The sequence below is a fragment of the Lysobacter sp. Soil_C_15 genome (assembly GCF_057657315.1).
Genome location: NZ_JBDGIR010000003.1, coordinates 344,670 through 366,696, shown reverse-complemented (window position 1 = coordinate 366,696; position 22,027 = coordinate 344,670). Strand labels below are relative to the sequence as shown.

The following is a 22,027-nucleotide window of genomic DNA, read 5'->3' as shown; positions in this document are numbered from 1 at the left end:
GTCCGGCGCCGGCGATTCGGCCGCCGGATGGGCCGCGGCTTCGTCCGCCGCGATCGTCGGCTCGCCCTCGCCGCCCTCTTCGGTCTCGTCCAGCGAGGCGTCGACGCGTTCGATGGTCTGCAGGCTCTCGCCTTCCGACAGGCGCATCAGGGTCACGCCCTGAGTGTTGCGGCCGACCTGCGAGATCTCGGCGGCGCGGGTGCGCACCAAGGTGCCGCCGTCGGAGATCATCAGCACTTCGTGGTGGTCGCTGAGCTGGATCGCTCCGACCAGGGCGCCGTTGCGCTCGGTGGTCTTCAGCGCGATCACGCCCTGGGTGCCGCGGCCCTTGCGCGGGTACTCCTCGATCGCCGTGCGCTTGCCGTAACCGCGCTCGCTGGCGGTGAGGATGTCGCCGTCGCCGTCGACCACCACCAGGCTCACCACCACCGTGCCGCTGTCGTTCGGCGCGTCGGCGGCGTCGGCATCGCCCTCGGGCGCGGCCGCGTCGTCGGCGTCGGCGTCGCTGGCCGCGAGCAGGCGCATGCCGCGCACGCCGCCGGCGGTACGGCCCATCGGCCGCACGGTCGACTCGGCGAAGCGCGAGGCGCGGCCGTTGGAGGCGAACAGCATCACGTCGCGGGCGCCGTCGGTCAGGGCCACGTCGACCAGGGCGTCGCCCTCGTCGAGGTTGATCGCGATCTTGCCGCGGGCGAGCTTGAACGCGAATTCGGTCAGCGGGGTCTTCTTGACCCGGCCGTTGCGGGTGGCGAAGAACACGAAATGGTTTTCGTCGTAGCTGCGCACCGGCAGCACCGCCTGCACCTGCTCGCCGGCTTCCAGCGCCAGCCAGTTGATGATCGGGCGGCCGCGCGCGTTCGGCCCGGCTTCCGGCAACTGGTGCACCGGCAGCCAGAACACCCGGCCGGTGCTGGTGAAGGTCAGCAGCGTGTCGTGGGTGTTGACCAGCCACAGCTTGTCGATGAAATCCTCGTCCTTGGTCGCGGCGGCGTTGCGGCCCTTGCCGCCGCGCTTCTGCGCGCGATAGGCGCTGACCGGCTGGCGCTTGGCGTAGCCGGCGTGGGACAGGGTCACCACCACGTCTTCCGGCGCGATCAGGTCGAGGATGTCGAGGTCTTCCTCGCTGGCGCGGATTTCGCTGCGGCGCTCGTCGCCGAATTCTTCCTTGAGGTTGCGCAGCTCGGTGCGGATGACGTCGAGCAGCACGTCCGGATTCTCGAGGATCTCGATCAGGCCGCGGATCGCGTCGAGCAGCTGGCGGTACTCCTCCGTCAGCTTTTCCTGCTCCAACCCGGTCAGGCGGTGCAGGCGCATTTCCAGGATCTGGTTGGCCTGGACCTCGGTCAGCTGGTAGCGGCCGTCGGCGAAACCGACGCCCGGCGGCAGGTCTTCCGGACGCGAGGCCTCCGAACCGGCGGCGGCCAGCAATGCGCCGACCAGGCCCGGTTCCCAGGTCTTGGCCAGCATGCGCTCGCGCGCTTCGTTCGGGTTCGCCGAGGTCTTGATCAGCTCGATCATCTCGTCGATGTTGGCGAGCGCGACCGTCAGGCCTTCCAAGATGTGCGCGCGCTGGCGCGCCTTGCGCAGTTCGAAGATGGTGCGGCGGGTCACCACCTCGCGGCGGTGGCGGACGAAGGCTTCCAGCACCTGCTTCAGGGTCAGCAGCTGCGGACGGCCGTCGACCAGGGCGACCATGTTGATGCCGAACACCGACTCCATCTGCGTCTGCTGATAGAGGTTGTTGAGCACCACTTCGGCCGACTCGCCGCGCTTGACCTCGATGAAGATGCGCATGCCGTCCTTGTCGGACTCGTCGCGCAGCTCGCTGATGCCTTCGAGCCTCTTCTCCTTGACCAGCTCGGCGATCTTCTCGATCAGGCGGGCTTTGTTGACCTGGTACGGGATCTCGGTGACGACGATCGCCTCGCGGCCGGTGTCCTGGTTGACCTCGATCTCGGCGCGCGCGCGCATGCGCACGCGGCCACGGCCGGTGCGGTAGGCGGCGACGATCCCGGCGGTGCCGTTGATGATGCCCGCGGTCGGGAAGTCAGGGCCCGGGATGTGCGCCATCAGGCCGTCGACGTCGATCTCCGGCTCGTCGATCAGGGCGATGGTGGCGTTGACCACCTCGACCAGATTATGCGGCGGGATGTTGGTCGCCATGCCGACCGCGATGCCGGCCGAGCCGTTGACCAGCAGGTTCGGCACCCGGGTCGGCAGGACCGTGGGCTCGAGTTCCTTTTCGTCGTAGTTGGGCTGGAAATCGACGGTTTCCTTGTCGATGTCGGCCAGCAACTCGTGGGTCAGGCGCGTCATCCGCGCCTCGGTGTATCGCATCGCCGCGGCGTCGTCGCCGTCGACCGAACCGAAGTTGCCCTGGCCGTCGACCAGCAGGTAGCGCAACGAGAACGGCTGCGCCATGCGCACCAGGGTGTCGTACACCGACTGGTCGCCGTGCGGGTGGTACTTACCGATCACGTCGCCGACGATACGCGCCGACTTGAAGTGCGGCTTGTTGGCGTGCGTGCCGAGTTCGTTCATCGCGTACAGCACGCGGCGATGCACCGGCTTGAGGCCGTCTCGCACGTCGGGGAGCGCGCGGCCGACGATCACGCTCATCGCGTAATCGAGATAGCTGCGGCGCATCTCGTCTTCGAGATTGACCTGGATGATTTCCTTGGCGAGTTCGGCCATCAGGGTTCCGTTGCGGGCGGTGGTTCGACCGCCCCGCGCGGGCCGCGGCGTTCCGTTCGGAACGCCGCGGTGAAAGCCGAAAACAGCACCCCGGCGGGCCTGTCCTGCAGCTCGCTCGGGGCGGCATCAAAGAGACGGCAAATCATAGCACGAAACGCGGTCGCACAGGGGTGCGATTTCCACGCAGAAACAAGCACTTGGATGGGATTTTCAGCTGCGTTGCAGCATCGCGGCGCGGGCTGTGTCAATCGGCCTCGCCCAAGGCCTTGGCGGCGCGCGGCCGCGAAGCCCATCCGCCTGCGCTCCTGCGAAGGCGGACGCCGAAACCCACCTGCCGTCATCCCCGCGAAGGCGGGGATCCAGGGCTCTATCGGGGCACGGCTGCGAAGTCTCTGGATGCCCGCCTACGCGGGCATGACGGGCTTTGGGGAGGCGCGGCGAAACCTCCCTGCCGCCTAGCCCGGGCGCGTCGGCTCAGCCGAAGGCCGCCTTCATCGCCGCCGCGTCGGGGCGCTCGATCACCCCGCGCTCGGTGACGATGGCGTCGATCAGCTCGTGCGGGGTGACGTCGAACACCGGATTCCAGGCGCCGACCCGTTCGGCCGCGGTGCGCTGGCCACCGACCGCGAACAGTTCGCCGGGGTCGCGCTCTTCGATCTCGATCGCATCGCCGCTGGCGGTGTCCATGTCCACCGTCGACGAGGGCGCGGCGACCATGAACTTGACCCCGTGGTGGCGGGCAGCGATCGCCAGCTGGTAGGTGCCGATCTTGTTGGCGGTGTCGCCGTTGGCGCAGATGCGGTCGGCGCCGACGATCACCCAGCGCACCTTGCCGCGCTTCATCAGGTGCGAGGCGGCGGCGTCGGCGATCAGGGTCGGGGCGATGCCGTCCTGCTCCAGCTCCCACACGGTCAGCCGCGCGCCCTGCAGCCAGGGCCGGGTCTCGCCGGCGAACACCTGCCCGATCCGGCCCTGGGCCACGCCGGCGCGGATCACGCCGAGCGCGGTGCCGAAGCCGGCGGTGGCCAGCGAGCCGGTGTTGCAATGGGTCAGCACGCCGCTGCCGGGCTCGATCAGCGCCGCGCCGAGCGCGCCCATGCGCCGGTTCGCGGCCAGGTCCTCGTCGGCGATGGCCTGGGCCTCGCGTTCCAACACGTCGCGCCAGTCGGCGCCGGCCGGCGCCAGCGCCCGGCGCATCCGCGCCAGCGCCCAGGCCAGATTGACCGCGGTCGGGCGCGCCGCATTGAGCCGCTGCATCGCCGGTTCGATCGCGGCCAAGGCCGCGGCGCCGTCGGTCGCGTCGACCGTGCGCGCCGCCAGCACCGTGCCCCAGGCGGCGGCGATGCCGATCGCCGGCGCGCCGCGCACGGTCAGAGCGTGGATCGCCGCGGCGACCGCGTCGCTGTCCTCGCAGCGCACGTATTCCACTGCGAACGGCAGCTTGCGCTGGTCGAGCAGTTCCAGGGCCTCGCCGGTCCAGCGGATCGGGCGGATGCGGTCGTAGCGGTCGAAATCGATGGCGTCGTTCATGCGGCTAGTTTAGCCGATGCGTGTTGCGGGGCTTTGGCGAGGAGAGGACGGCTGGGAGGCGGCAGGTGGGGGACAGCCGGAACCGAGCCGGCCGAAACCGAGCCGGCCGCAAACGACGACGCCCCCGCTGCAGGGCAGCGGAGGCGTCGCCGGGCCGATCGAAGGTGACCGACTCAGTTGACCATGAAGCGGCCGCGGCAACCGTTGGATACCCATACGCCGCTGCGGTCCCAGCCCCAGGTCTGGCCTTCGATGCACGGCGAGCCGGAGTTCTGGCGCAGCAGGCGCACGTCGCGGCGCACGGTCATGTTGCAGCGGTTCTGGCGGTTGTTGTTCGACTCGCAGCTGATCTCCTGACCGCCGCCCCACCCGCCGCCGCCACCGCCCCAGCCGCCGCCGCCGCCGTTCCAGCCGCCACCGCGGCCGGCGACGAATTCGCCGCGGCAACCGCCGCTGACCCAGACCTGGCCCGGGCGCGAACCCCAGGTCTGGCCTTCGATGCACGGCGAGTTCGACAGCTGGCGCTGCAACCGGGCGCGGTTGCCGGCGATGCTGCAGCTGCGGGTACGGCCGCTTTCGGATTCGCAACGCACGACGTTGTCGCCGCCACCGCCGTTCCAGCCGCCGCCGCCGCCATTCCAACCGCCGCCGCCGCGCCCGGAGGCGAATTCGGCGCGGCAACCGTCGGTCACCCACACGCCGTAGCGGTCGTAGCCCCAGGTCCGGCCCTGGATGCAGGACGACTTGGACAGCTGGCGGACCAGTTGCACCCCGCCGCGCGTGTCGGCGTCGCAGCGCTGCTGGCGGTTGCCGTCGGATTCGCAGCGGAAGGTGCCGTTATCGCCGTAGTAGTCGTCGTACTGCGGCGCGGCTTGGGCCGGCGCGGCCAGGCCGAGGCCCAGACCGACCAGCAGACCGAATCCGGAAACGATACGTGCGGACATGTGCGTGCTCCTTGTCAATGTGCCGAGGACTCTAGCCGAAGCCGCTTAACGTCAGCTCAAGATTTCCGTGACCGGCGATACGCGCAGGCAGGACGTTGCGGCTCCGTTCACTCGCCGCCTAGTGTGCCGCCAATGGCGCACTGCGCCATGCGCCGTCGGTCGCAGAGCCGGAGGCCGATCCCCAGCTCGACCGGCGCCGTCGATCAACCGCCGCCGCGGCGGTAATCCAGCTCGAATTCGGCGCGGCAGCCGTCCTCGACCCAGACCCCATGGGCGTCGTAGCCCCAGCTGCGGCCCTCGACGCATTCGGAATTCGACAACTGCTTGACCAGGCGCACCCCCTGACCGGTGTCGCCGTCGCAACGGCGCGCGCGGCGGTCCTGGGATTCGCAGCGCAGCATGGCCTTGTGCGGAAGCCCGGCCGCGGGCGCGGCCGCCTGCTCGCTGCCGATCAGGCGGAACTCCGCCCGGCAGCCGCCGGCGACCCACACGCCCCGCTCGTCCGCGCCCCAGGTCTGGTTGCGCAGGCAGGGCTGCTTGGACAACTGCTGGGCCAGCGCGACGCCGTCGACGATGCGCGCCGGGCAATGGTTCCAGCGCCCGCCACGCGATTCGCATTTGATCACCCGCGCGCCGGCGGTGCTGTCGCGACCGCTGCCGCCCTTGCCGAGCACGAAATCGGCGGCGCAGCCCTGGGTCACCCATACCCCGCCGCGGTCCGCGCCCCAACTGGCGCCTTCGACGCAGGGCTTGCCGGAGGTACGCCGCACCAAGCGCACGCCTTCGCGGGTGTCGGCCGGGCAACGCACCACTTCCTCGCCGCTGGAGGCGCAGCGCAACAGGCGCCCGCCGTACAAGCGCTCTCCGACCGGTTCGGCACGCGCCACGCCGGTCGCGCAGGCCAAGCCCGCGAACGCCAGCAGGTGGATCGCGGCTTTCAAACTACGCATGCATGGCCCCCCAGACCCGATGCGATCACTCTAACCGCGTCGCATTAACTTGCAATCAAAACGCGGCGTCGGCCCGCAACGTGAAGCTGCACGGTTCAGGGGGGTTCATCGCCATCAAGCACGCGTGAAGTCGAACGCCAGCGCGTCGGCGATGCGGCCGGTGCCGAGCATCGCCATCAGCAGCCGGTCTACGCCGAGCGCGACCCCGGCGCAATCGGGAAACCCCGCCGCGAGCGCGTCGAGCAAGGCCTGATCGCGCGGCGGCGCCGGCTCGCCGCGTTCGCCGCGCAGGGCGCGGTCGCGATCGAAACGAGCGCCCTGCTCGGCCGCATCGGCCAGTTCGTGGTAGCCGTTGGCCAGTTCCAGCGGCCCCAGGTACAGCTCGAAGCGCTCGGCCACGGGCTGGCCGTCGCCGTCGTCGCGCAAGCGCGCCAGCGCGCACTGCGAGGCCGGGTAGTCGCACACCGCCAGCAGGCGGTCGGCGGCGAAGCCCGGTTGCAGGCGGTGGGTCATCAGCAAGTCGAGCCAATCGTCGCGAGTGAGCCCCTGCGGATCGATGACCACCTCGCCCAACGCGGCGCGCAACTCCCCTTCGTCGGCGACGAACGGATCCAGGCCGAGCCGGTCGCGGTACAGCTCGCGATAGCTGACCGTTTCCAGGCTCGCCTCGCGCCCGACCAGGGCCAGCGCGGCGCGCACCAGTTCGGCGGTCTCGCCGATCAGGCGGCGATGGTCCCAGCCGAGCCGGTACCACTCCAGCATGGTGAACTCGGGGTTGTGGCGGCCGCCGGCTTCGCCGTCGCGGAACACCCGTCCGAGTTCGTAACAGTCGCCGAAACCGGCCGCGAGCAAGCGCTTGAGCGCGAACTCCGGCGAGGTGCGCAGCCAGCGGGTGCGCGGCGCGCCGTCGGTGCGGCCGCTGAACTGCAGCGAGAACGAGGCGATGTTGGGATCGGTGTTGCCGGCCATCGACATCACCGGGGTCTCGACCTCGGTCACGCCGCGCTCGGCGAAGAACGCGCGCAGCGCGGCGTTGAGGCGCGCGCGCAGGCGCAGCGCCTCGAACGACGCCGAAGGCCGCCACGATGCCGGGGTGCCGGTGGCGCTCATTCGTGTTCGGCCAGGAACGCCAGCAGGCGCGCTTCGTCCCAGACCTCGACGCCCAGCTCCTGGGCCTTGTCGAGCTTGGAGCCGGCCGCCTCGCCGGCGACCACGAACGCGGTCTTCTTCGACACGCTGCCGGCGACCTTGGCGCCCAGCGCTTCCAACCGCGCCTTGGCCTCATCGCGGGTCAGCGCGGTCAGGGTGCCGGTCAGCACCGCGGTCTGGCCGTCGAGCGGCCCGCTCGCCGTCGCCGAAGCCGCCGGGGTCAGGGCATCCAACTGCGCCAGCGCCTCGCCGACCCGGATCAGCAACCGCGCGTTCTCGTCCACGCTCAACCACGAGGCCAGGGCCTGGGCGCTGTCGGCCGGCAGGCCGGCGGTGATGTAGGCGTGCTCGGGCGCATCCAGCAGCTTGTGCGCATCGCCGAACGCGGTGGCCAGCTGATCGGCGCGGATCCTGGTGACCTTGGGGATCTCCATGTCGACCAGCAGCGTGGCCAGGTTGAGGCCCTCGCGCAGCTTCGGCGTCGGCGGATGGGCGTCGCCGATCTTCACCTCGCGCTGCAGCAAGTCGTCGATCACCTGCTGGTTGCCGGGCTGGTCGAAGAAATGCCCCAGCGAACGCGCGACTTCGCCGCCGATGTCGGGCACCCGCTTGAACAACGGCCAGGGCAGACGGCGAACCAGTTCGAGCTCGCCGAACCACAGCGCCAGCGCTTTGGCGGTGCTCTCGCCGACGTGCTGGATGCCGAGCGCGAACAGGAAGCGCTCCAAGGTGGTGTTGCGGCTGTGGTCGATGGCCTCGAGCAGGTTGTCGGCCCACTTGGTCGCGACCTTGCCGGCCTTGACCGTCTCCGGGGTGGTGCCGTCGCGCTCGTCGGCGCGGCGCTTCATTTCCAGCAGGTCGGCCAGTTCGAGCTTGTACAGGTCGGCGACCGACTGCAGATAGCCCAGGTCGGACAGGTCTTCGATGTAGCGGTCGCCCAAGCCCTCGATGTCCATCGCCCGGCGCGAGGCGAAGTGGCGGATCGCTTCCTTGCGTTGGGCGGCGCAGGTCAGCTCGCCGGAACAGCGCCACACCACTCCGTCCTCTTCGCGCACGATCTCCGAGCCGCACACCGGGCAGGCTTCGGGCATGCGCCATTGCGGCGCGTGCGGGTCGCGGTATTCGGGCACCACCCGGACGATTTCCGGAATCACGTCGCCGGCGCGGCGCACGATCACGGTGTCGCCGATGCGCACGTCGAGGCGGGCGATCTGGTCGGCGTTGTGCAGGGTCGCATTGGTCACCACCACCCCGGCGACCTGCACCGGGCGCAATCGCGCGACCGGGGTCGCCGCGCCGGTGCGGCCGATCTGGATGTCGATGCCTTCCAGCACCGTCGATTGCTCCTGGGCCGGGAACTTGTGCGCGATCGCCCAGCGCGGCGCGCGCGAGACGAAGCCCATCTCGCGCTGGCCGGCGTAGTCGTCCAGCTTGTAGACCACGCCGTCGATGTCGAACGGCAGCGCGTCGCGCTTGGCGCCCATCCGCCGGTAATAGCCGAGCAGGCCTTCGGTGCCGGCGACCACGTCGCTTTCGGCGCTGACCGGGAAGCCCCATTCGCGCAACTGCTGCAGGGTCGCCGAATGGCTGGGCGGCAGTTCGTAGCCCTCGACCACGCCGACGGCGTAGGCGTAGAACGCCAGCGGACGCTGCGCGGTGATGCGCGGGTCGAGCTGGCGCAGCGAGCCGGCGGCGCCGTTGCGCGGATTGGCCAACACTTTGCCGCCGTCGCGCAGCGCCTTTTCGTTGTAGGCCTTGAACGCGGCCAACGGCATGTAGACCTCGCCGCGGACTTCCAGCACCGGCGGCCAGCCTTCGCCGCGCAGCTTCATCGGGATCGCCTTGACCGTGCGCAGGTTGGCGGTGACGTCCTCGCCGGTGGCGCCGTCGCCGCGGGTCGCGCCCTGGACGAAGTGGCCGCCCTCGTAGCGCAGGCTGATCGCCAGGCCGTCGAGCTTGGGCTCGACCGAGAATTCGGGCGCTTCCACGTCCAGCCGCTCGACGATCTTGCGCACGAAGTCGGCCACTTCCTCGTCGCTGAAGGCGTTGCCCAGCGACAGCATCGGCACCGCGTGGCGGACCTCCTCGAAGTGGCCGGCGGGCGAGCTGCCGACGCGTTGGGTCGGCGAATCGGCCGAGGCCAGCTCGGGATGCGCGGCCTCCAGCGCCTCCAGCTCGCGCAGCAGGCGGTCGTAATCGGCGTCGGCCAGGGTCGGGTCGTCGAGGACGTAGTAGCGGTAGTTGGCGTCTTCGAGCTGGGCGCGCAATGCGGCGGCGCGCTGCGCGGCTTGGTCCGCGGTCTGGTTCGGGGTCACGGGTCGGCGTCCTGGCACGGCTTGGCGGCGGGGCGGGTGGCATTTTGAACGGGAAACGCGCCATTGTGGGCGATGGGCGTCGCTGCGGGCGCGACGGTGGGGAAAGGCAAAGGCAGAGGCAAAAGCAAATCCCCCCCTACCCCCCTTTTTCAAAGGGGGGTAGCCTGCTGGTTAGAGGCGGCGCGCCTGCTCTTGTAGGAGCGGCGTCCCACAGGATTTCCTCCGGTCATAAGCCGCGACAGCCACCGCGGCGGAGTACTACGCCGCACCCCGCATCTCTGGCAACGCAAAGAAACCCGAGGGCCTGGACCGGAGTGCTGAGGCCGGCCTCGCTGCGATTGCCACGGCCTGTCCCGGGGTGACTGCCTAATCGAAATGTTCGACCACCAATAGCCACCACAATCCTCGTGCGCCCTCCCCCACCAGGTACGAACAGCAGAGTGACTCGCGAGCCATCTCGCACCAGTCGCCATCCAGGCGGTAAGCGAAAATTTGGTCGAAAGGGTGCGGGAACAGGACTTCCAGCGCCTCCCCAATTGCCTGCCATGCGGTCGCAGCCGATTGCGCACTTCGCTTTCGATCAACCAAGAGGCCTACCAGCGAGCCTTGGAACTCGTAGTGCCCCAATCGAACTGTCTCAAGCTTGGTGAGGTCGATCCACCCCAGATCGGCGCACACGGCACGGACACAGGATTGAGTCAAAAACGCTTCAGGAAACTGCGCGTCGTAAGCACTCAGCGTGCTGAAACGGAGCTTGAAGAATGCCGAGAATGTCTCGCGAACAACTTCGGCCGAATCAAACAAAGAACTCAGAGCCGGGCCGTACCGCGGGTTACTGTACTCAGCGATGCCGTCGCAGTCTTTTGTCACCAGCGCGTGGGCTTGCTCAGCGGCGGGGCTTCGCGTTGGCGGTCGTAGGCGCGCAATTCGTCGCGCAGGTGGGCGATGCGCTGGCGGCCCAGGGCGTTGCGTTGCTCGTCCAGGACCACACCGTCGAGCAGTTCGGCCATGCGCTGGGCGGTCGGCAGCATGGTTTCCCAGGCGTCCAGCGCCGGCACCGGCGCCGGCAGGGTCAGGAAGAAGGCGATCGCCGGGGTTTCCAGCGCCTGGATCGCGCCCATGTCGAAGCTGCCGGGCTTCATGATGTTGGCGACGCTGAACACCGGGCCGCGCTCGGGATGGCCTTCGACCAGGCGGTGATAGACGCCCATGTGGCCGTAGACCAGGCCGGCCTTCTCCGCCGCGACCACGATGTCGGGGCCGTGCAGCTTCTGTCCGGCGCGCGCGGCCAGGTACAGGGTGACGATCTTGTCGAACTCGTCGCTGACCCGGCGGCCGAGTTCGCTGCTGGCGCCGCCCTCCAGGGTGCGGTCGAACAGCTCCAGTTCGGCCTGGGTGGTGGCCTCGCCGGGCACGCCGGCGCTCTGGCCGAGCTCGTTCTCGAGTTGTTCGCCCAGGGTCGGCTCCTGGCGCGAGGACTTGCCGGCGCGGGCGTCCTCTTCGCGGGCGATGCGCTTGCCCTGCCCCGGCTTGCGCGGGCGGCCGAAGAACACGATCGCGCCGATCAGGATCAGGCCGGCGATGAAGATGCCGATGCGCATCAGGGTCAGGTCGGACATCGGGGGCTCCTAGTGCTGCTTGCGTCGGTGGCGGGGATTCGGGCCGGGCGCCTCGGCGGCGCCGCGCTTGCCTGGTTTCCGCTGCGACTGCGTGGATTCGGTTGGAACGAAGGTGGCTGCAACGACGGTCGGTCCATTCGGGCGCTGCCGCGCAACGCCCGCCGGCCTCAGGCCGCGCCCGCCAGGCGGGTCGCTTCGGCCAGGTCGACCGAGACCAGGCGGCTAACGCCGGGTTCGCGCATGGTCACGCCGGACAGCTGGTTGGCCACTTCCATCGTCGCCTTGTTGTGGGTGACGAACAGGAACTGTACCTGTTCGCTCATCTCGTTGACCATCGTCGCCAATCGGCCGACGTTGGCTTCGTCGAGCGGCGCGTCGACTTCGTCGAGCAGACAGAACGGCGCCGGGTTCAAGCGGAAGATCGCGAACACCAGCGCCACCGCGGTCATCGCCTTCTCGCCGCCGGACAGCAGCGAGATATTGGACACGCGCTTGCCCGGCGGCCGCGCCATGATCGATACGCCGGTGTCGAGCAGATCCTCGCCGGTCAGTTCCAGATAGGCGTGGCCGCCGCCGAACAGGCGCGGATACAGCTCCTGCACGCCGGAATTGACCCGGTCGAAGGTGTCCTTGAAGCGGCCGCGGGTCTCGCGGTCGATCTTGCGGATCGCCTCTTCCAGGGTGTCCAGCGCGGTGGTCAGGTCGCCGTGCTGGGCGTCCAGGTAGTCCTTGCGCTGCGCCGCTTCGGCGTGTTCGGCGATCGCCGCCAGGTTGACCGGCTCGAGCCGGCGCAGCTTGTTGTCCAGCTCGGCGACGGTGCGCTCCCAGGTCGGCGCGTCGGCGTTTTCGTCCAGGCCGTTGACCACGTCCTCGAGCACCGCGCCGGCCTCGGCGATCGCCGTGGTCAGGGTCTCGGCCTTGAGCACCAGGGCCTGCTGCTCCAGCCGGCGCTGGCCGATCGCCTCGCGCTGCTGCAGCGCCTGCTCGTCGCGCTGCTGGCGGATCTGCTCGAACTTGCGCAGGTCGTTGTCGATGCCGTCCAGCGCGGTGCGCGCGCCGGTCAGGTCCTGCTCGGCGATCACCCGCTGTTCCAGCGCGACCTGGCGCTGCTCCTCCAGCGCGACCACCGGCTCGTCGCCGTCGTCGAGCTGGGACGACAGTTCGCTCAGGCGCGAATCGAGCTGGCCGCGCTGGCCGCCCATCCGCTCCAGGGTCTGGCTGAGGCCGGCGATCTGCGCGCGCTGGGTCTCCAGGCTCAGCATCAGCGCATGCGCGGCATCGCGCGATTCGCGCGCGGCGTTGCGCGCCGCCTCGCGCGCCTCCGACAGGCTGCGGCGCTCGGATTCCAGGCGCAGGCGCGCGTCTTCCAGTTCGCCCATGCGTTCGACCGCGGTCTCCTGGCGCAGCCGCGCCTCGCGCGATTGCTCGCGCGCGCTGTCCAGCCCGATCAGCAACTGCTCCAGGTCGGCATCGATCTTCTCGATCCGGCTGCGCGCCGAGTCCAGCCGGCCCTGGTGGCTCTGCAGCTGGCCGGCCAGTTCGGACACGCTGCGGTGGGCCATGTACAGGCTGCGCTGGGCGTCTTCGCGGTGCTGCTCGGCGGCCAGCGAGCGGTCGCGCAACTGGATCTGGTTCTGCTCCAGTTCGCGCTCGCGCTCCTGCAGGGTTTCGATCTCGACCCGCAGGCTCTGGATCTCGCGTTCGCGCAGCAGCGCGCCCTGCTTGGCCGCGCCGGAGCGCAGCACCCGCACCCAGCCGGCACCGAGGCGCTCGCCGTTGCGGGTGATCACGGTCTCTTCGGCGCCCAGCGTAGCCTGCAGCGCGCGCGCCGCGGCCAGGTCGTCGGCGCCGTGCAGGCGCGCCAGCAGGCGCCGGATCGCCGCCGGGCCCTGGACCTTGGCCGCCAGCGAGGTCGGCGGATAGACCGTGCCGTCGCGTTCGGGCGAGACCAGGGTCAGGCGGCCTTCGCCGAGTTCGCCGATCGCGTCGACCAGGGTCTCCGGCGCCTCGACCAGCACGCCTTCGATCAATTGGCCGAGCGCGCTTTCGACCGCGTTTTCCCAGCCGGCTTCGACCTCCAGGGTCTCGCCGACGCGCTGCGCCGAATCCAGCCCGTGCGCCTGCAGCCAGCTCAGGGCCGCGCCCTGCTCCTGGCCGAGCGCGGCGTGCTGCAGGGTCTCCAGCGAGGACAGCCGGCCGCGCGAGGTCTGCGCCTGCTTGCGCACCTCGGCGAGCTGGTTCTGGGTCGCGCGCTGCTGCTCCTGCAGGTCGGACACCGCGGCCTTGCGCGTTTCCAGTTCCTCGCTGAGGCTGTCCAACGACTCCTTCTGCAGTTCGTGCTGGCTTTGCAATTGCTCGAACGCGTCGGCCAGGGCGGCGACGTCCAGGCCGGTGCGCTCGGCGCTCAGCGCCTCGCGGCGGCGGTCGGCGTCGAGGATCTGCCGGTCCAGGCCTTCGATCCGGGTGCGCTCGACGTCGGCCGCGCGCGCGGATTCGGATTGCTCGCGGCTGTGCGCGTCCCAGCGCTGCTGCCAGTCGTTGAGCCGGGCTTCGGCGTCGCGCAGCGCCTCCTGGCGCGCCTCGTCGTCCTCGCGCAGGGCTTCGATCCGCGGCTCGGCGTCGGCGACCGCGGCCAGCAGCACGTCCAGGCGGGCCTGGTCGTTGCCGATGTGCTCGCCGATCTCGGCCAGCTGCGCCTTCGCCTCCTCGCGCGCCTTGTGCAGGCGGCTGGACAGTTCGCGCTGGTGCTGGATCTGCTGTTCGATCCGGGCCAGGGCGCCGCCGACTTCGTAGCTGGCGGCCTGGGCCTTGTTCAGCGCCTCGGCGGCCTCCTCGCGGCGGACCCGGCCGGTTTCCAGCTCGCGCTCGGCTTCGCGCTGTTCGGCGATCAACTGCTGCAGGCGGGTTTCCTGCTGCGACAGCTTCTCGCGCTGGGTCTGCAGCTTCTGGTCCAGGGCGCGGTATTCCAGCGCCTTCCACTCCACGTCCTTGACCTTGCGTTCGGCCTGGATCGCCTGGTACTGCTCGGCCTGGCGCGCCTGCCGGCGCAGATGCTCGAGCTGCTTGCCGACTTCCTCGCGCAGGTCGTTGAGGCGGTCGAGGTTCTCGCGGGTGTGGCGGATCCGGGTTTCGGTTTCGCGGCGGCGTTCCTTGTACTTGGAAATGCCGGCGGCTTCTTCCAGATAGACGCGCAGGTCCTCGGGCCGAGCCTCGATGATCTGGCTGATCATGCCCTGCTCGATGATCGAGTAGCTGCGCGGGCCCAGGCCGGTGCCGAGGAACAGGTCGGTGATGTCGCGGCGGCGGCATTTGCCGCCGTTGAGGTAGTACTGGCTGGTGCCGTCGCGGCTGACCGTGCGCTTGACCGAGATCTCGTTGAACGCGGCGTATTCGCCGGTGATGGTGTGGTCGGAGTTGTCGAAGATCAGCTCCACCATCGCCTGCGAAACCGGCTTGCGCGCCGAGGAGCCGGCGAAGATCACGTCGGTCAGCGAGTCGCCGCGCAGGCGGCTGGCCGAGCTCTCGCCCATCACCCAGCGCACCGCGTCGATGATGTTCGACTTGCCGCACCCGTTCGGACCGACCACGCCGGTCATGTTGGTGGGCAGGTGCAGCGTGGTCGGATCGACGAAGGACTTGAAACCGGACAGCTTGATCGTGGACAGACGCATGCGGCGGTGTGGCCTCTGGCGCGCCGGGGCGCTACCGTGAAGTTAGGTTAGATAGCTAAGCCAAGTGATTGAATGCACTGGGCCACACACGGTCAAGACCGCGCTTCTTCGCGAGTATAGCGAACCCCGGCCGAGCCCGCCGTCGACAGCGGCGGGCGCGGTCCGCCGGGTCCAAGGGCGCGCGCGGCTGCGGCCGGCGGCGGGGCACGACGCGGGCGCGACCCCCGGCCGTGATAAACAGTCAGTCCGGCCCCGCCAAGCCGTCGCACTCCCTCCGCACGGACCCACCCGCCCCGCATGAGCCGCCCGCGCGCTTCCCACCCGACCCGCAAGGCCGACGCCCCCCTGACCATGGCCGATCTGGCCGAACTGGCCGGGGTCTCGGCGATCACCGTCTCGCGCGCCTTGCGCGACAGCCCGCTGGTCAATCCCGAGACCCGCGCCCGGATCAAGCAACTGGCCGAGCAACAGGGCTACCAGTTCAACATCAGCGCGCGCAACCTGCGCCTGCGCCGCAGCATGACCGTGGCGGTGGTGGTGGAAATGAAGCCGACCGTGGAACGGCAGATGTCCGGCTCCTATCCGCTGGACCTGCTCGGCGGCATCAGCCAGGAGCTGACCTCGGCCGGCTACAGCGTGCTGCTGACCTCGCTGCAGGGCGGCTCGCTGCCCAGCGTACAAGCCGCCGACGGGGTGATCCTGCTCGGCCAGGGCGCGCACGAGGACGCCATGCACGAGGTCCAGCGCTGGGGCCGGCCGATGGTGGTGTGGGGCGCGGTCAGCCGCCACGAGACCCAGGTCGTGGTCGGCAGCGACAACCTGCGCGGCGGCAAGCTCGCCGCCGAGCGTTTCCTGGCCCTGGGCCGGCGCCGGCCGGTGTTCCTCGGCGACAGCGCCCACGGCGAGTTCGCCGAACGCCTGGACGGCTTCGGCTCGACCCTGGCCGAGCACGGCATCGTGCCGCTGACCCCGCAAGTGGCCAGTTTCACCGTCAGCGCCGGGGCCCAAGCGGTGCACAGCCTGCTCGACGAACAGCCGCAGTTCGACGCCCTGTTCGCCGCCAGCGACCTGCTCGCGATCGGCGCGATCCGGGCCCTGATCGAGCGCGGCCGGCGCGTGCCCGAGGACGTGTCGGTGATCGGCTACGACGACACCCCGCTGGGCGCGACCTATCTGCCGCCGTTGACCTCGATCCACCAGAACTTCGTCGACGCCGGGGTGTTGCTGGCGCGCAAGATCCTGGCCTTGATCGAAGGCCGCCCGGCGCAGTCGGAGATCCTGCCGACCCACCTGGTCGCGCGGGTCACCTGAGCCGCGGCGCGGCGCGCCGCGATGCGCGTCGGTCTCGCGCAGGGCGTGCGCTGGGTCATGCTGCGTCGCAACGTGCACACTGCATTGCGACAGTCCGCATGCTGCGCAGCAGCATCGCGCTAAGCGATTGATCCGATTCGTCGGCATGCACAGCGACGGCGCCCGCGCCGGATTCGCTGCGCGGGTCAAAAGCACATTGAATCGCAAGGCTGTTATCGATAACTTGACATCGATAACAGGCGCTCTCTAGGGTCCGCGCAACGCCGCTCAAGGACCCGCCCCGCGTGACCCAGCCCCAAGCCCTGCCGTCCTCCCCCGACGCCGCCGCCGACGCCTGGCTGTTGCGCCAGCGCGGGTTCGATCCGGCCCGGCGCCGCCGCGACGAGACCCTGTTCGCGCTCGCCAACGGTTCGCTGGGCGTGCGCGGCGGATTCGAGGAAGCCGACGGCGGCAGCGACGGCAGCTTCCTGGCCTCGGTCTACGAGAAGCATCCGATCCACTATCACGAACGCTTCCCCGGCTTCGCCCGCCACACCGACACCCGCCTGCCGGTCGCCGACGGCCAGCGCATCGCGGTCTGGCTCGGCGCCCAGCGCCTGGAACCGGATCGTGCGCAATGGCTGGAGTTCGAACGCAGCCTCGACCTGCGCCACGGCCGCAGCGCGCGCCGCCTGCGCCTGCGCACCGCGCAAGGCCAGACCGTGCAGATCCACGCCGAGCGCGTGCTGCCGTTCGACAGCGGCCACGAGGGCGTCGACCTGTTGGCGATCCGCTACCGGGTCGAATCGATCGACTACACCGGTCCGCTGAGCCTGGTCTCGGCGATCGAATGCGGCCACCAGGCCGCCGAACAGGGCGACGATCCGCGCATCGGCGTGGCTTCGGCGGAAGGCCTGAAGCTGCTCTCGGCGCATGCCGATGCGCACGGCGCGCACGTGCTGCAATCGACCCGGCGCAGCAACCTGCGGGTGGTCTGCGCCCAGGGCCACCGCAGCGGCGCCGGACTCGACGCGGCCCAGGCCGAGGTCGACGGCGACGCGGTGCGGCAGCGCTACCAGGCGCAGTTGCAGCCGGGCCAGAGCGCGAGCCTGGAGAAGTTCGTCGCCTACCTCAGCCATCACGACGAAACCGGCCTGGTGCAGCGCGCCCAGCGCGCGCTCGAGGACGCGGCCGCGCTCGGCTTCGACGCCCTCGCCGCGCGCCAGGCCGCGGCGCTGGCGCGGTTCTGGGGCGGCGCCGAGCTGTCGATCGACGGCGACGCGGCGGCCGAGCAGGCGTTGCGCTTCAACCTGTTCCACCTGCTGCAGTCGGCCGGCCGCGACGGCATCAACGGCACCGCCGCCAAGGGCCTGACCGGCGAGGGCTACGAAGGCCATTATTTCTGGGACACCGAGGCCTTCATGCTGCCGGTGATGGTCTACACCGCCCCGGAAGTCGCGCGCGCCATGCTGCACGCGCGCTACCAGGCGCTGGAGCCGGCGCGCCGGCATGCGCGCGAGATGAACCACGCCCACGGCGCGCTGTTCCCTTGGCGCACCATCACCGGCGGCGAATGCTCGGCGCACTACCCCTCGGGCTCGGCCGCGTACCACATCAACGCCGCGGTCGCCTACGCGATCGGGCTGTACTTCGACGCCACCGAAGACCTGGACTTCCTGCTCGAAAGCGGCGCCGAGATCCTGTTCGAGACCGCGCGCATCTGGCCGCAGATCGGCCATTTCGACGCCCGCCGCGGCGGCGCGTTCTGCATCCACGAGGTCACCGGCCCGGACGAATACACCGCCCTGGTCGACAACAATTTCTACACCAACCGCATGGCCCAGCAGCACCTGCTGCGCGCCGCGCAGGTCTGGCGGCTGCTGCAGGAACAGCGCCCGCAACAGGCGCAGGCGCTGGCCGCGCGGCTGCGCCTGCAGCCGCACGAGGCGGCGTCGTGGCAGCGCGCCGGCGAGGCGATGTTCCTGCACTACGACGACGCGCTGGGCATCTACGCCCAGGACGACACCTTCCTGAGCAAGCCGCGCTGGCCGTTCCCGCGCCGCGAGGGCGAGCACCGCCCGCTGTTGCTGGATTTCCACCCGCTGACCCTGTACCGGCACCAGATCTGCAAGCAGGCCGACGTGGTCATGGCCCTGGTCCTGGCCGGCCACGATCTCCCGGCCGACGCCAAGCGGCGCAGCTACGACTACTACGAAGCCGTTACCACCCACGACTCGACCTTGTCGGCATCGGTGTTCGGCATCCTCGCCAGCGAAGTCGGCCATGCCGCGCAGGCCGAGCGTTTCTTCAACGACAACCTGCGCGTCGACCTGGACGATCTGCACGGCAACACCGACCACGGCGTGCACATGGCCGCGCTGGCCGGCACCTGGCTCGGCCTGGGCGCCGGTTTCGCCGGGCTGCGCAGCCACGAGGGCACGTTGCGCTTCGCCCCCACCCTGCCCGCCGGCTGGCGCGGCTACGGCTTCGGCCTGCGCTGGCGCGGCCGCCGCCTACGCCTGCGGGTCGAGCGCGACGGGGTCGAATACCGCCTGCTCGACGGTGCGCCGCTGAGCATCGAGCACCAGGGCAAGCGCCTGGAACTGCGCGTCGAGCAACCGCAGCGCGCCGATCTGGCCGCGCCCGGCGGCCCGGTGCGGCAGACCTTCCCGCGCCCCGCGCAGGCGCTGATCTTCGATCTCGACGGCGTCCTCACCGACACCGCCCAGACCCATTACCGGGCCTGGAAGCGCATGGCCGACGAGGAAGGCCTGCCGTTCGACCGGCACGTCAACGAACAGCTCAAGGGCGTGGACCGGATGGCGTCGCTGGAGATCATCCTGCGCCATGCCGGGCGGGTGCTCGGCGCCGAGGCCAAGCGCGCCCTGGCCGAACGCAAGAACGCCTACTACGTCGAGGCGATCGCCTCGGTGACCCCGGCCGACCTGTTCCCCGGCGTCGCCGAGTTGCTGCAACGCGCGCGCGCGCGCGGGCTCAAGCTCGGCTTGGCCTCGGCCAGCCGCAACGCCGCCGCGCTGCTGGAACGGCTCGGTATCGCCCAGCGCTTCGACTACGTCGCCGACTCGGCGCGGATCGCCCGCGCCAAGCCCGAGCCCGACATCTTCCTCGACGTCGCCGCCGCGCTCGGCGTGGCGCCGGCGCAGTGCATCGGCATCGAGGACGCCGCCGCCGGCGTGGTCGCAATCAAGCGCGCCGGCATGACCGCGGTCGGGATCGGCGACCCGGCCGCCCTCAGCGATGCCGACGCCTGCCTCGGCGAGATCGCCGCCTTCGACCTGGACGCCTTCGTTTCGCCCTGACCGCGCGCGGCACGCACCGCCGCGGCAGATCCGACCGCCAACCGCAATCCGAGCAAGAGAACTTTCAGATGAGTGGGGAGAACACCATGCAACGCGCATCGTCCAAGCAAGCTCGCCTGATCCGTTACGCCCTGTCCGCGGCGATCGCCGCCGCCCTGGCCCCGGGCGCCGTCCTGGCCCAGGCACCGGCCGCGCAGGAACCCGCGCCGGCGGCGCCGGCCGCGGCGTCCGACAGTAAGGAAGCGGCCACCACCCTCGACGCGATCGTGGTCAGCGGCACCGCGCGCTTCAAGGGCCTGCGTAAGCGCGACGCCAGCTTCTCGATCACCACCGCCTCGCTGGAGCAGATCCAGGAAGCGGTGCCGCTGAGCACTGCCGACGCGCTCAAGGTCGTGCCCGGCGTGTGGGCCGAATCGGCCGGCGGCAGCACCGGCGCCAACATTTTCGTCCGCGGCATGCCTTCGGAAGGCGATGCGCCGTTCGTGACCGTGCAGATGGACGGCGCGCCGCTGTACCCGCCGCCGACCCTGTCGTTCCTGGAGAACTCGACCCTGTTCCGGATGGACGACACGGTCGAACGGATGGAAGTGCTGCGCGGCGGCCCGAGCCCGATCTTCTCCAACGGCCAGCCCGGCGCGACGGTCAATTTCATCCAGAAGAAGGGCGGCGAAGAACCCGCCGGCAGCGTCCGCATCGGCCTGGGCAGCGACAACTTCCGCCGGGTCGACCTGTTCAACAGCGGCAAGCTCGGCGAAGGCTGGTACTACAGCGTCGGCGGCTTCTACCGGGTCACCGACGGCGTGCGCGACACCCAGTTCCCGGCCGACAAGGGCGGCCAGCTCAGCGCCACCCTGACCCACAGCTGGGACAGCGGCGAGGTCACCGTCTACGCCCGCCACACCGACGACAAGAACGCCTTCTTCACCCCGATCCCGCTGTTGTCGCGCAACAACGGCAGCAGCCTGTCGAGCTTCCCCGGCCTGGACGCGCAGACCGGCACCCTGCTGGGCAACGACTTCCGCCACGTCGAGATCCCGACCGGCCGCGGCACCAGCATCCGCCGCGACCTGGCCGAGGGCCGCGGCATCAACCTCGACGTGTTCGGCGCCTCGATGGACTTCTACGCCGGCGACTGGACCATCAGCGACCGGGTCAACTACGTCAGCGGCCAGGCCCCGACCAACGGCCTGTTCACCGGCGCCAGCCCCAAGACCTTGGCCGACTACATCGCCGGCTTCAACAGCGCCGGCACCGCCACCTACGTCAACGGCGGCGGCACGGTCGACCCCAACCAGCAGGTGCTGACCGCCGGCTTCTGGGTGGTCGACAAGAAGCTCGAGTCGTTCACCAACGACCTGCGCTTCAGCCGCGACCTGTTCGAGGGCAACACCTTCACCGCCGGCGTCTACTACGCACGCTACTCCTCCAAGGACACCTGGTACCTGGGCAACAACATGCTGCTGACCGCGCAGAACAACGCGCGCCGGATCAATCTGACCCTGGCCGACGGCCGCCAGGTCACCCGCGACGGTTTCGTCGGCACCTCGTTCTTCTCCCTGCGCGGCGACTACGACGGCCAGAACACCGCGGTGTTCCTCGCCGACGAATGGCAGATCAACGACCGCCTGCGCCTGGACGGCGGCGTGCGCTACGAGTGGCAGCAGGTCGACGGCACCGTCCACGACGTGGCCACGGTCGACCTGGACGGCAACCCGAACACCCTGTACGACAACGCCACCTCGATCTCGCTGCCGAGCAGCCGCCGGATCGACCAGGACGACCACCACTTCTCCTGGACCCTGGGCCTGAACTACAAGCTCAACGACAGCAGCAGCGTGTTCGCCCGCGCCAACTCGGGCTACAAGCTGCCGGCGTTCGACAACCTGCGCGACGGCAACACCAAGATCCAGGAAATCGACCAGTACGAGCTCGGCTTCAAGTCCGGCAACAACGTCTACGACCTGTACCTGACCGCGTTCTACAACAAGTTCACCAACTCGCCGTTCCAGGCCTTCCTCGACGACGGCACCAACTTCACCACCGTCGGCGACTCGCGCGCCTACGGCGTGGAAGTGGAAGGCGCGGTGCGGCCGATCGGCGGCCTGGAGCTGGCCCTGACCGGGATCTGGCTGGACGCGCAGTACGAGAACTACCGCGAGTTCACCGGCAACCAGGTGATGCGCCAGCCCAAGCAGCAGTTCCGCTTCACTCCCAGCTACTTCTGGAACCTGCCGTTCGGCGACCTGAAGATCTTCGCCACCTACTCGCACATCGGCGACCGCTACGCCGACCTGGCCAACACCCAGAAGCTGCCGTCCTACGACACCCTGGACGTGGGCGCCAACCTGCACGTCGGCGAACACTGGGAGTTCGCCTTCACCGGCAGCAACGTCACCAACGAGCTGGGCCTGACCGAGGGCAACGTGCGCGTGCCCGGCGCGGCCACCGGCGGCGTGTTCATGGGCCGTCCGCTGGCCGGGCGTTCCTACCTGTTCTCGGCCGCCTACCGCTGGTGATCCGGCGTCCGCGCCGCCGCCCGGCGGCG

At 70.0% G+C, this 22,027-nt stretch carries 11 protein-coding genes and 1 pseudogene; 3 read left to right on the top strand and 9 right to left on the bottom strand.

The features are described from left to right. Positions 1-80 precede the first annotated feature (80 nt). From gyrA to smc, 9 genes and pseudogenes are all read right to left on the bottom strand, one after another. Positions 81-2,694: pseudogene (gene gyrA, locus AC3A57_RS09560) on the bottom strand (DNA gyrase subunit A); the annotation flags it as partial. A 474-nt stretch (positions 2,695-3,168) separates the two neighbouring features. Further along, positions 3,169-4,224, bottom strand: coding sequence for an S-methyl-5-thioribose-1-phosphate isomerase (gene mtnA, locus AC3A57_RS09555; RefSeq protein ID WP_487578696.1), 1,056 nt, complete (start codon positions 4,222-4,224; stop codon positions 3,169-3,171). A gap of 173 nt (positions 4,225-4,397) precedes the next feature. Continuing rightward, complete coding sequence (locus AC3A57_RS09550) at positions 4,398-5,168, bottom strand: DUF3011 domain-containing protein (protein ID WP_487578695.1); 771 nt, start codon at positions 5,166-5,168, stop codon at positions 4,398-4,400. 203 nt (positions 5,169-5,371) lie between these two features. Beyond that, positions 5,372-6,118: a DUF3011 domain-containing protein gene (locus tag AC3A57_RS09545; RefSeq protein WP_487578694.1), complete on the bottom strand. Its 747-nt coding sequence runs from the start codon at positions 6,116-6,118 to the stop codon at positions 5,372-5,374. Between the two features lie 114 nt (positions 6,119-6,232). Beyond that, positions 6,233-7,228: an EF-P lysine aminoacylase EpmA gene (gene epmA, locus AC3A57_RS09540; protein ID WP_487578693.1), complete on the bottom strand. Its 996-nt coding sequence runs from the start codon at positions 7,226-7,228 to the stop codon at positions 6,233-6,235. Then, positions 7,225-9,582, bottom strand: a complete 2,358-nt coding sequence (ligA, locus tag AC3A57_RS09535) for an NAD-dependent DNA ligase LigA (RefSeq protein WP_487578692.1) — start codon at positions 9,580-9,582, stop codon at positions 7,225-7,227. The genes epmA and ligA overlap by 4 nt, the downstream gene beginning before the upstream one ends. Positions 9,583-9,948: 366 nt before the next feature. Further along, complete coding sequence (locus tag AC3A57_RS09530) at positions 9,949-10,386, bottom strand: hypothetical protein (protein WP_487578691.1); 438 nt, start codon at positions 10,384-10,386, stop codon at positions 9,949-9,951. Between the two features lie 62 nt (positions 10,387-10,448). Beyond that, the gene (gene zipA / locus AC3A57_RS09525) at positions 10,449-11,201 is read right to left on the bottom strand and encodes a cell division protein ZipA (RefSeq protein ID WP_487578690.1); all 753 of its coding nucleotides are present in this window, start codon (positions 11,199-11,201) and stop codon (positions 10,449-10,451) included. A gap of 167 nt (positions 11,202-11,368) precedes the next feature. Then, positions 11,369-14,872 (bottom strand): chromosome segregation protein SMC, encoded by a 3,504-nt coding sequence (gene smc / locus AC3A57_RS09520; RefSeq protein ID WP_487578689.1) that lies wholly within the window; start codon positions 14,870-14,872, stop codon positions 11,369-11,371. Positions 14,873-15,169: 297 nt separating this feature from the next. Here smc and AC3A57_RS09515 point away from each other — a divergent pair, with 297 nt between their 5' ends. The 3 genes from AC3A57_RS09515 to AC3A57_RS09505 all read left to right on the top strand — a co-directional run bounded on the left by AC3A57_RS09515 (position 15,170) and on the right by AC3A57_RS09505 (position 21,998). Next, entirely contained in the window at positions 15,170-16,183 is a 1,014-nt protein-coding gene (locus AC3A57_RS09515; RefSeq protein ID WP_487578688.1) for a LacI family DNA-binding transcriptional regulator, read from the top strand. Between the two features lie 284 nt (positions 16,184-16,467). Next, entirely contained in the window at positions 16,468-19,482 is a 3,015-nt protein-coding gene (pgmB, locus tag AC3A57_RS09510) for a beta-phosphoglucomutase (protein ID WP_487578687.1), read from the top strand. 86 nt (positions 19,483-19,568) lie between these two features. Beyond that, the gene (locus AC3A57_RS09505; protein WP_487578686.1) at positions 19,569-21,998 is read left to right on the top strand and encodes a TonB-dependent receptor; all 2,430 of its coding nucleotides are present in this window, start codon (positions 19,569-19,571) and stop codon (positions 21,996-21,998) included. Positions 21,999-22,027 lie beyond the last annotated feature (29 nt).

Coding starts and splice junctions, on each gene's coding strand:
- epmA (WP_487578693.1), bottom strand. CDS start 7,228: ATGAGCGCCACCGGCACCCCGGCATCGTGGCGGCCTTCGGCGTCGTTC.
- AC3A57_RS09550 (WP_487578695.1), bottom strand. CDS start 5,168: ATGTCCGCACGTATCGTTTCCGGATTCGGTCTGCTGGTCGGTCTGGGC.
- AC3A57_RS09505 (WP_487578686.1), top strand. CDS start 19,569: ATGCAACGCGCATCGTCCAAGCAAGCTCGCCTGATCCGTTACGCCCTG.
- AC3A57_RS09515 (WP_487578688.1), top strand. CDS start 15,170: ATGAGCCGCCCGCGCGCTTCCCACCCGACCCGCAAGGCCGACGCCCCC.
- smc (WP_487578689.1), bottom strand. CDS start 14,872: ATGCGTCTGTCCACGATCAAGCTGTCCGGTTTCAAGTCCTTCGTCGAT.
- mtnA (WP_487578696.1), bottom strand. CDS start 4,224: ATGAACGACGCCATCGATTTCGACCGCTACGACCGCATCCGCCCGATC.
- zipA (WP_487578690.1), bottom strand. CDS start 11,201: ATGTCCGACCTGACCCTGATGCGCATCGGCATCTTCATCGCCGGCCTG.
- AC3A57_RS09545 (WP_487578694.1), bottom strand. CDS start 6,118: ATGCGTAGTTTGAAAGCCGCGATCCACCTGCTGGCGTTCGCGGGCTTG.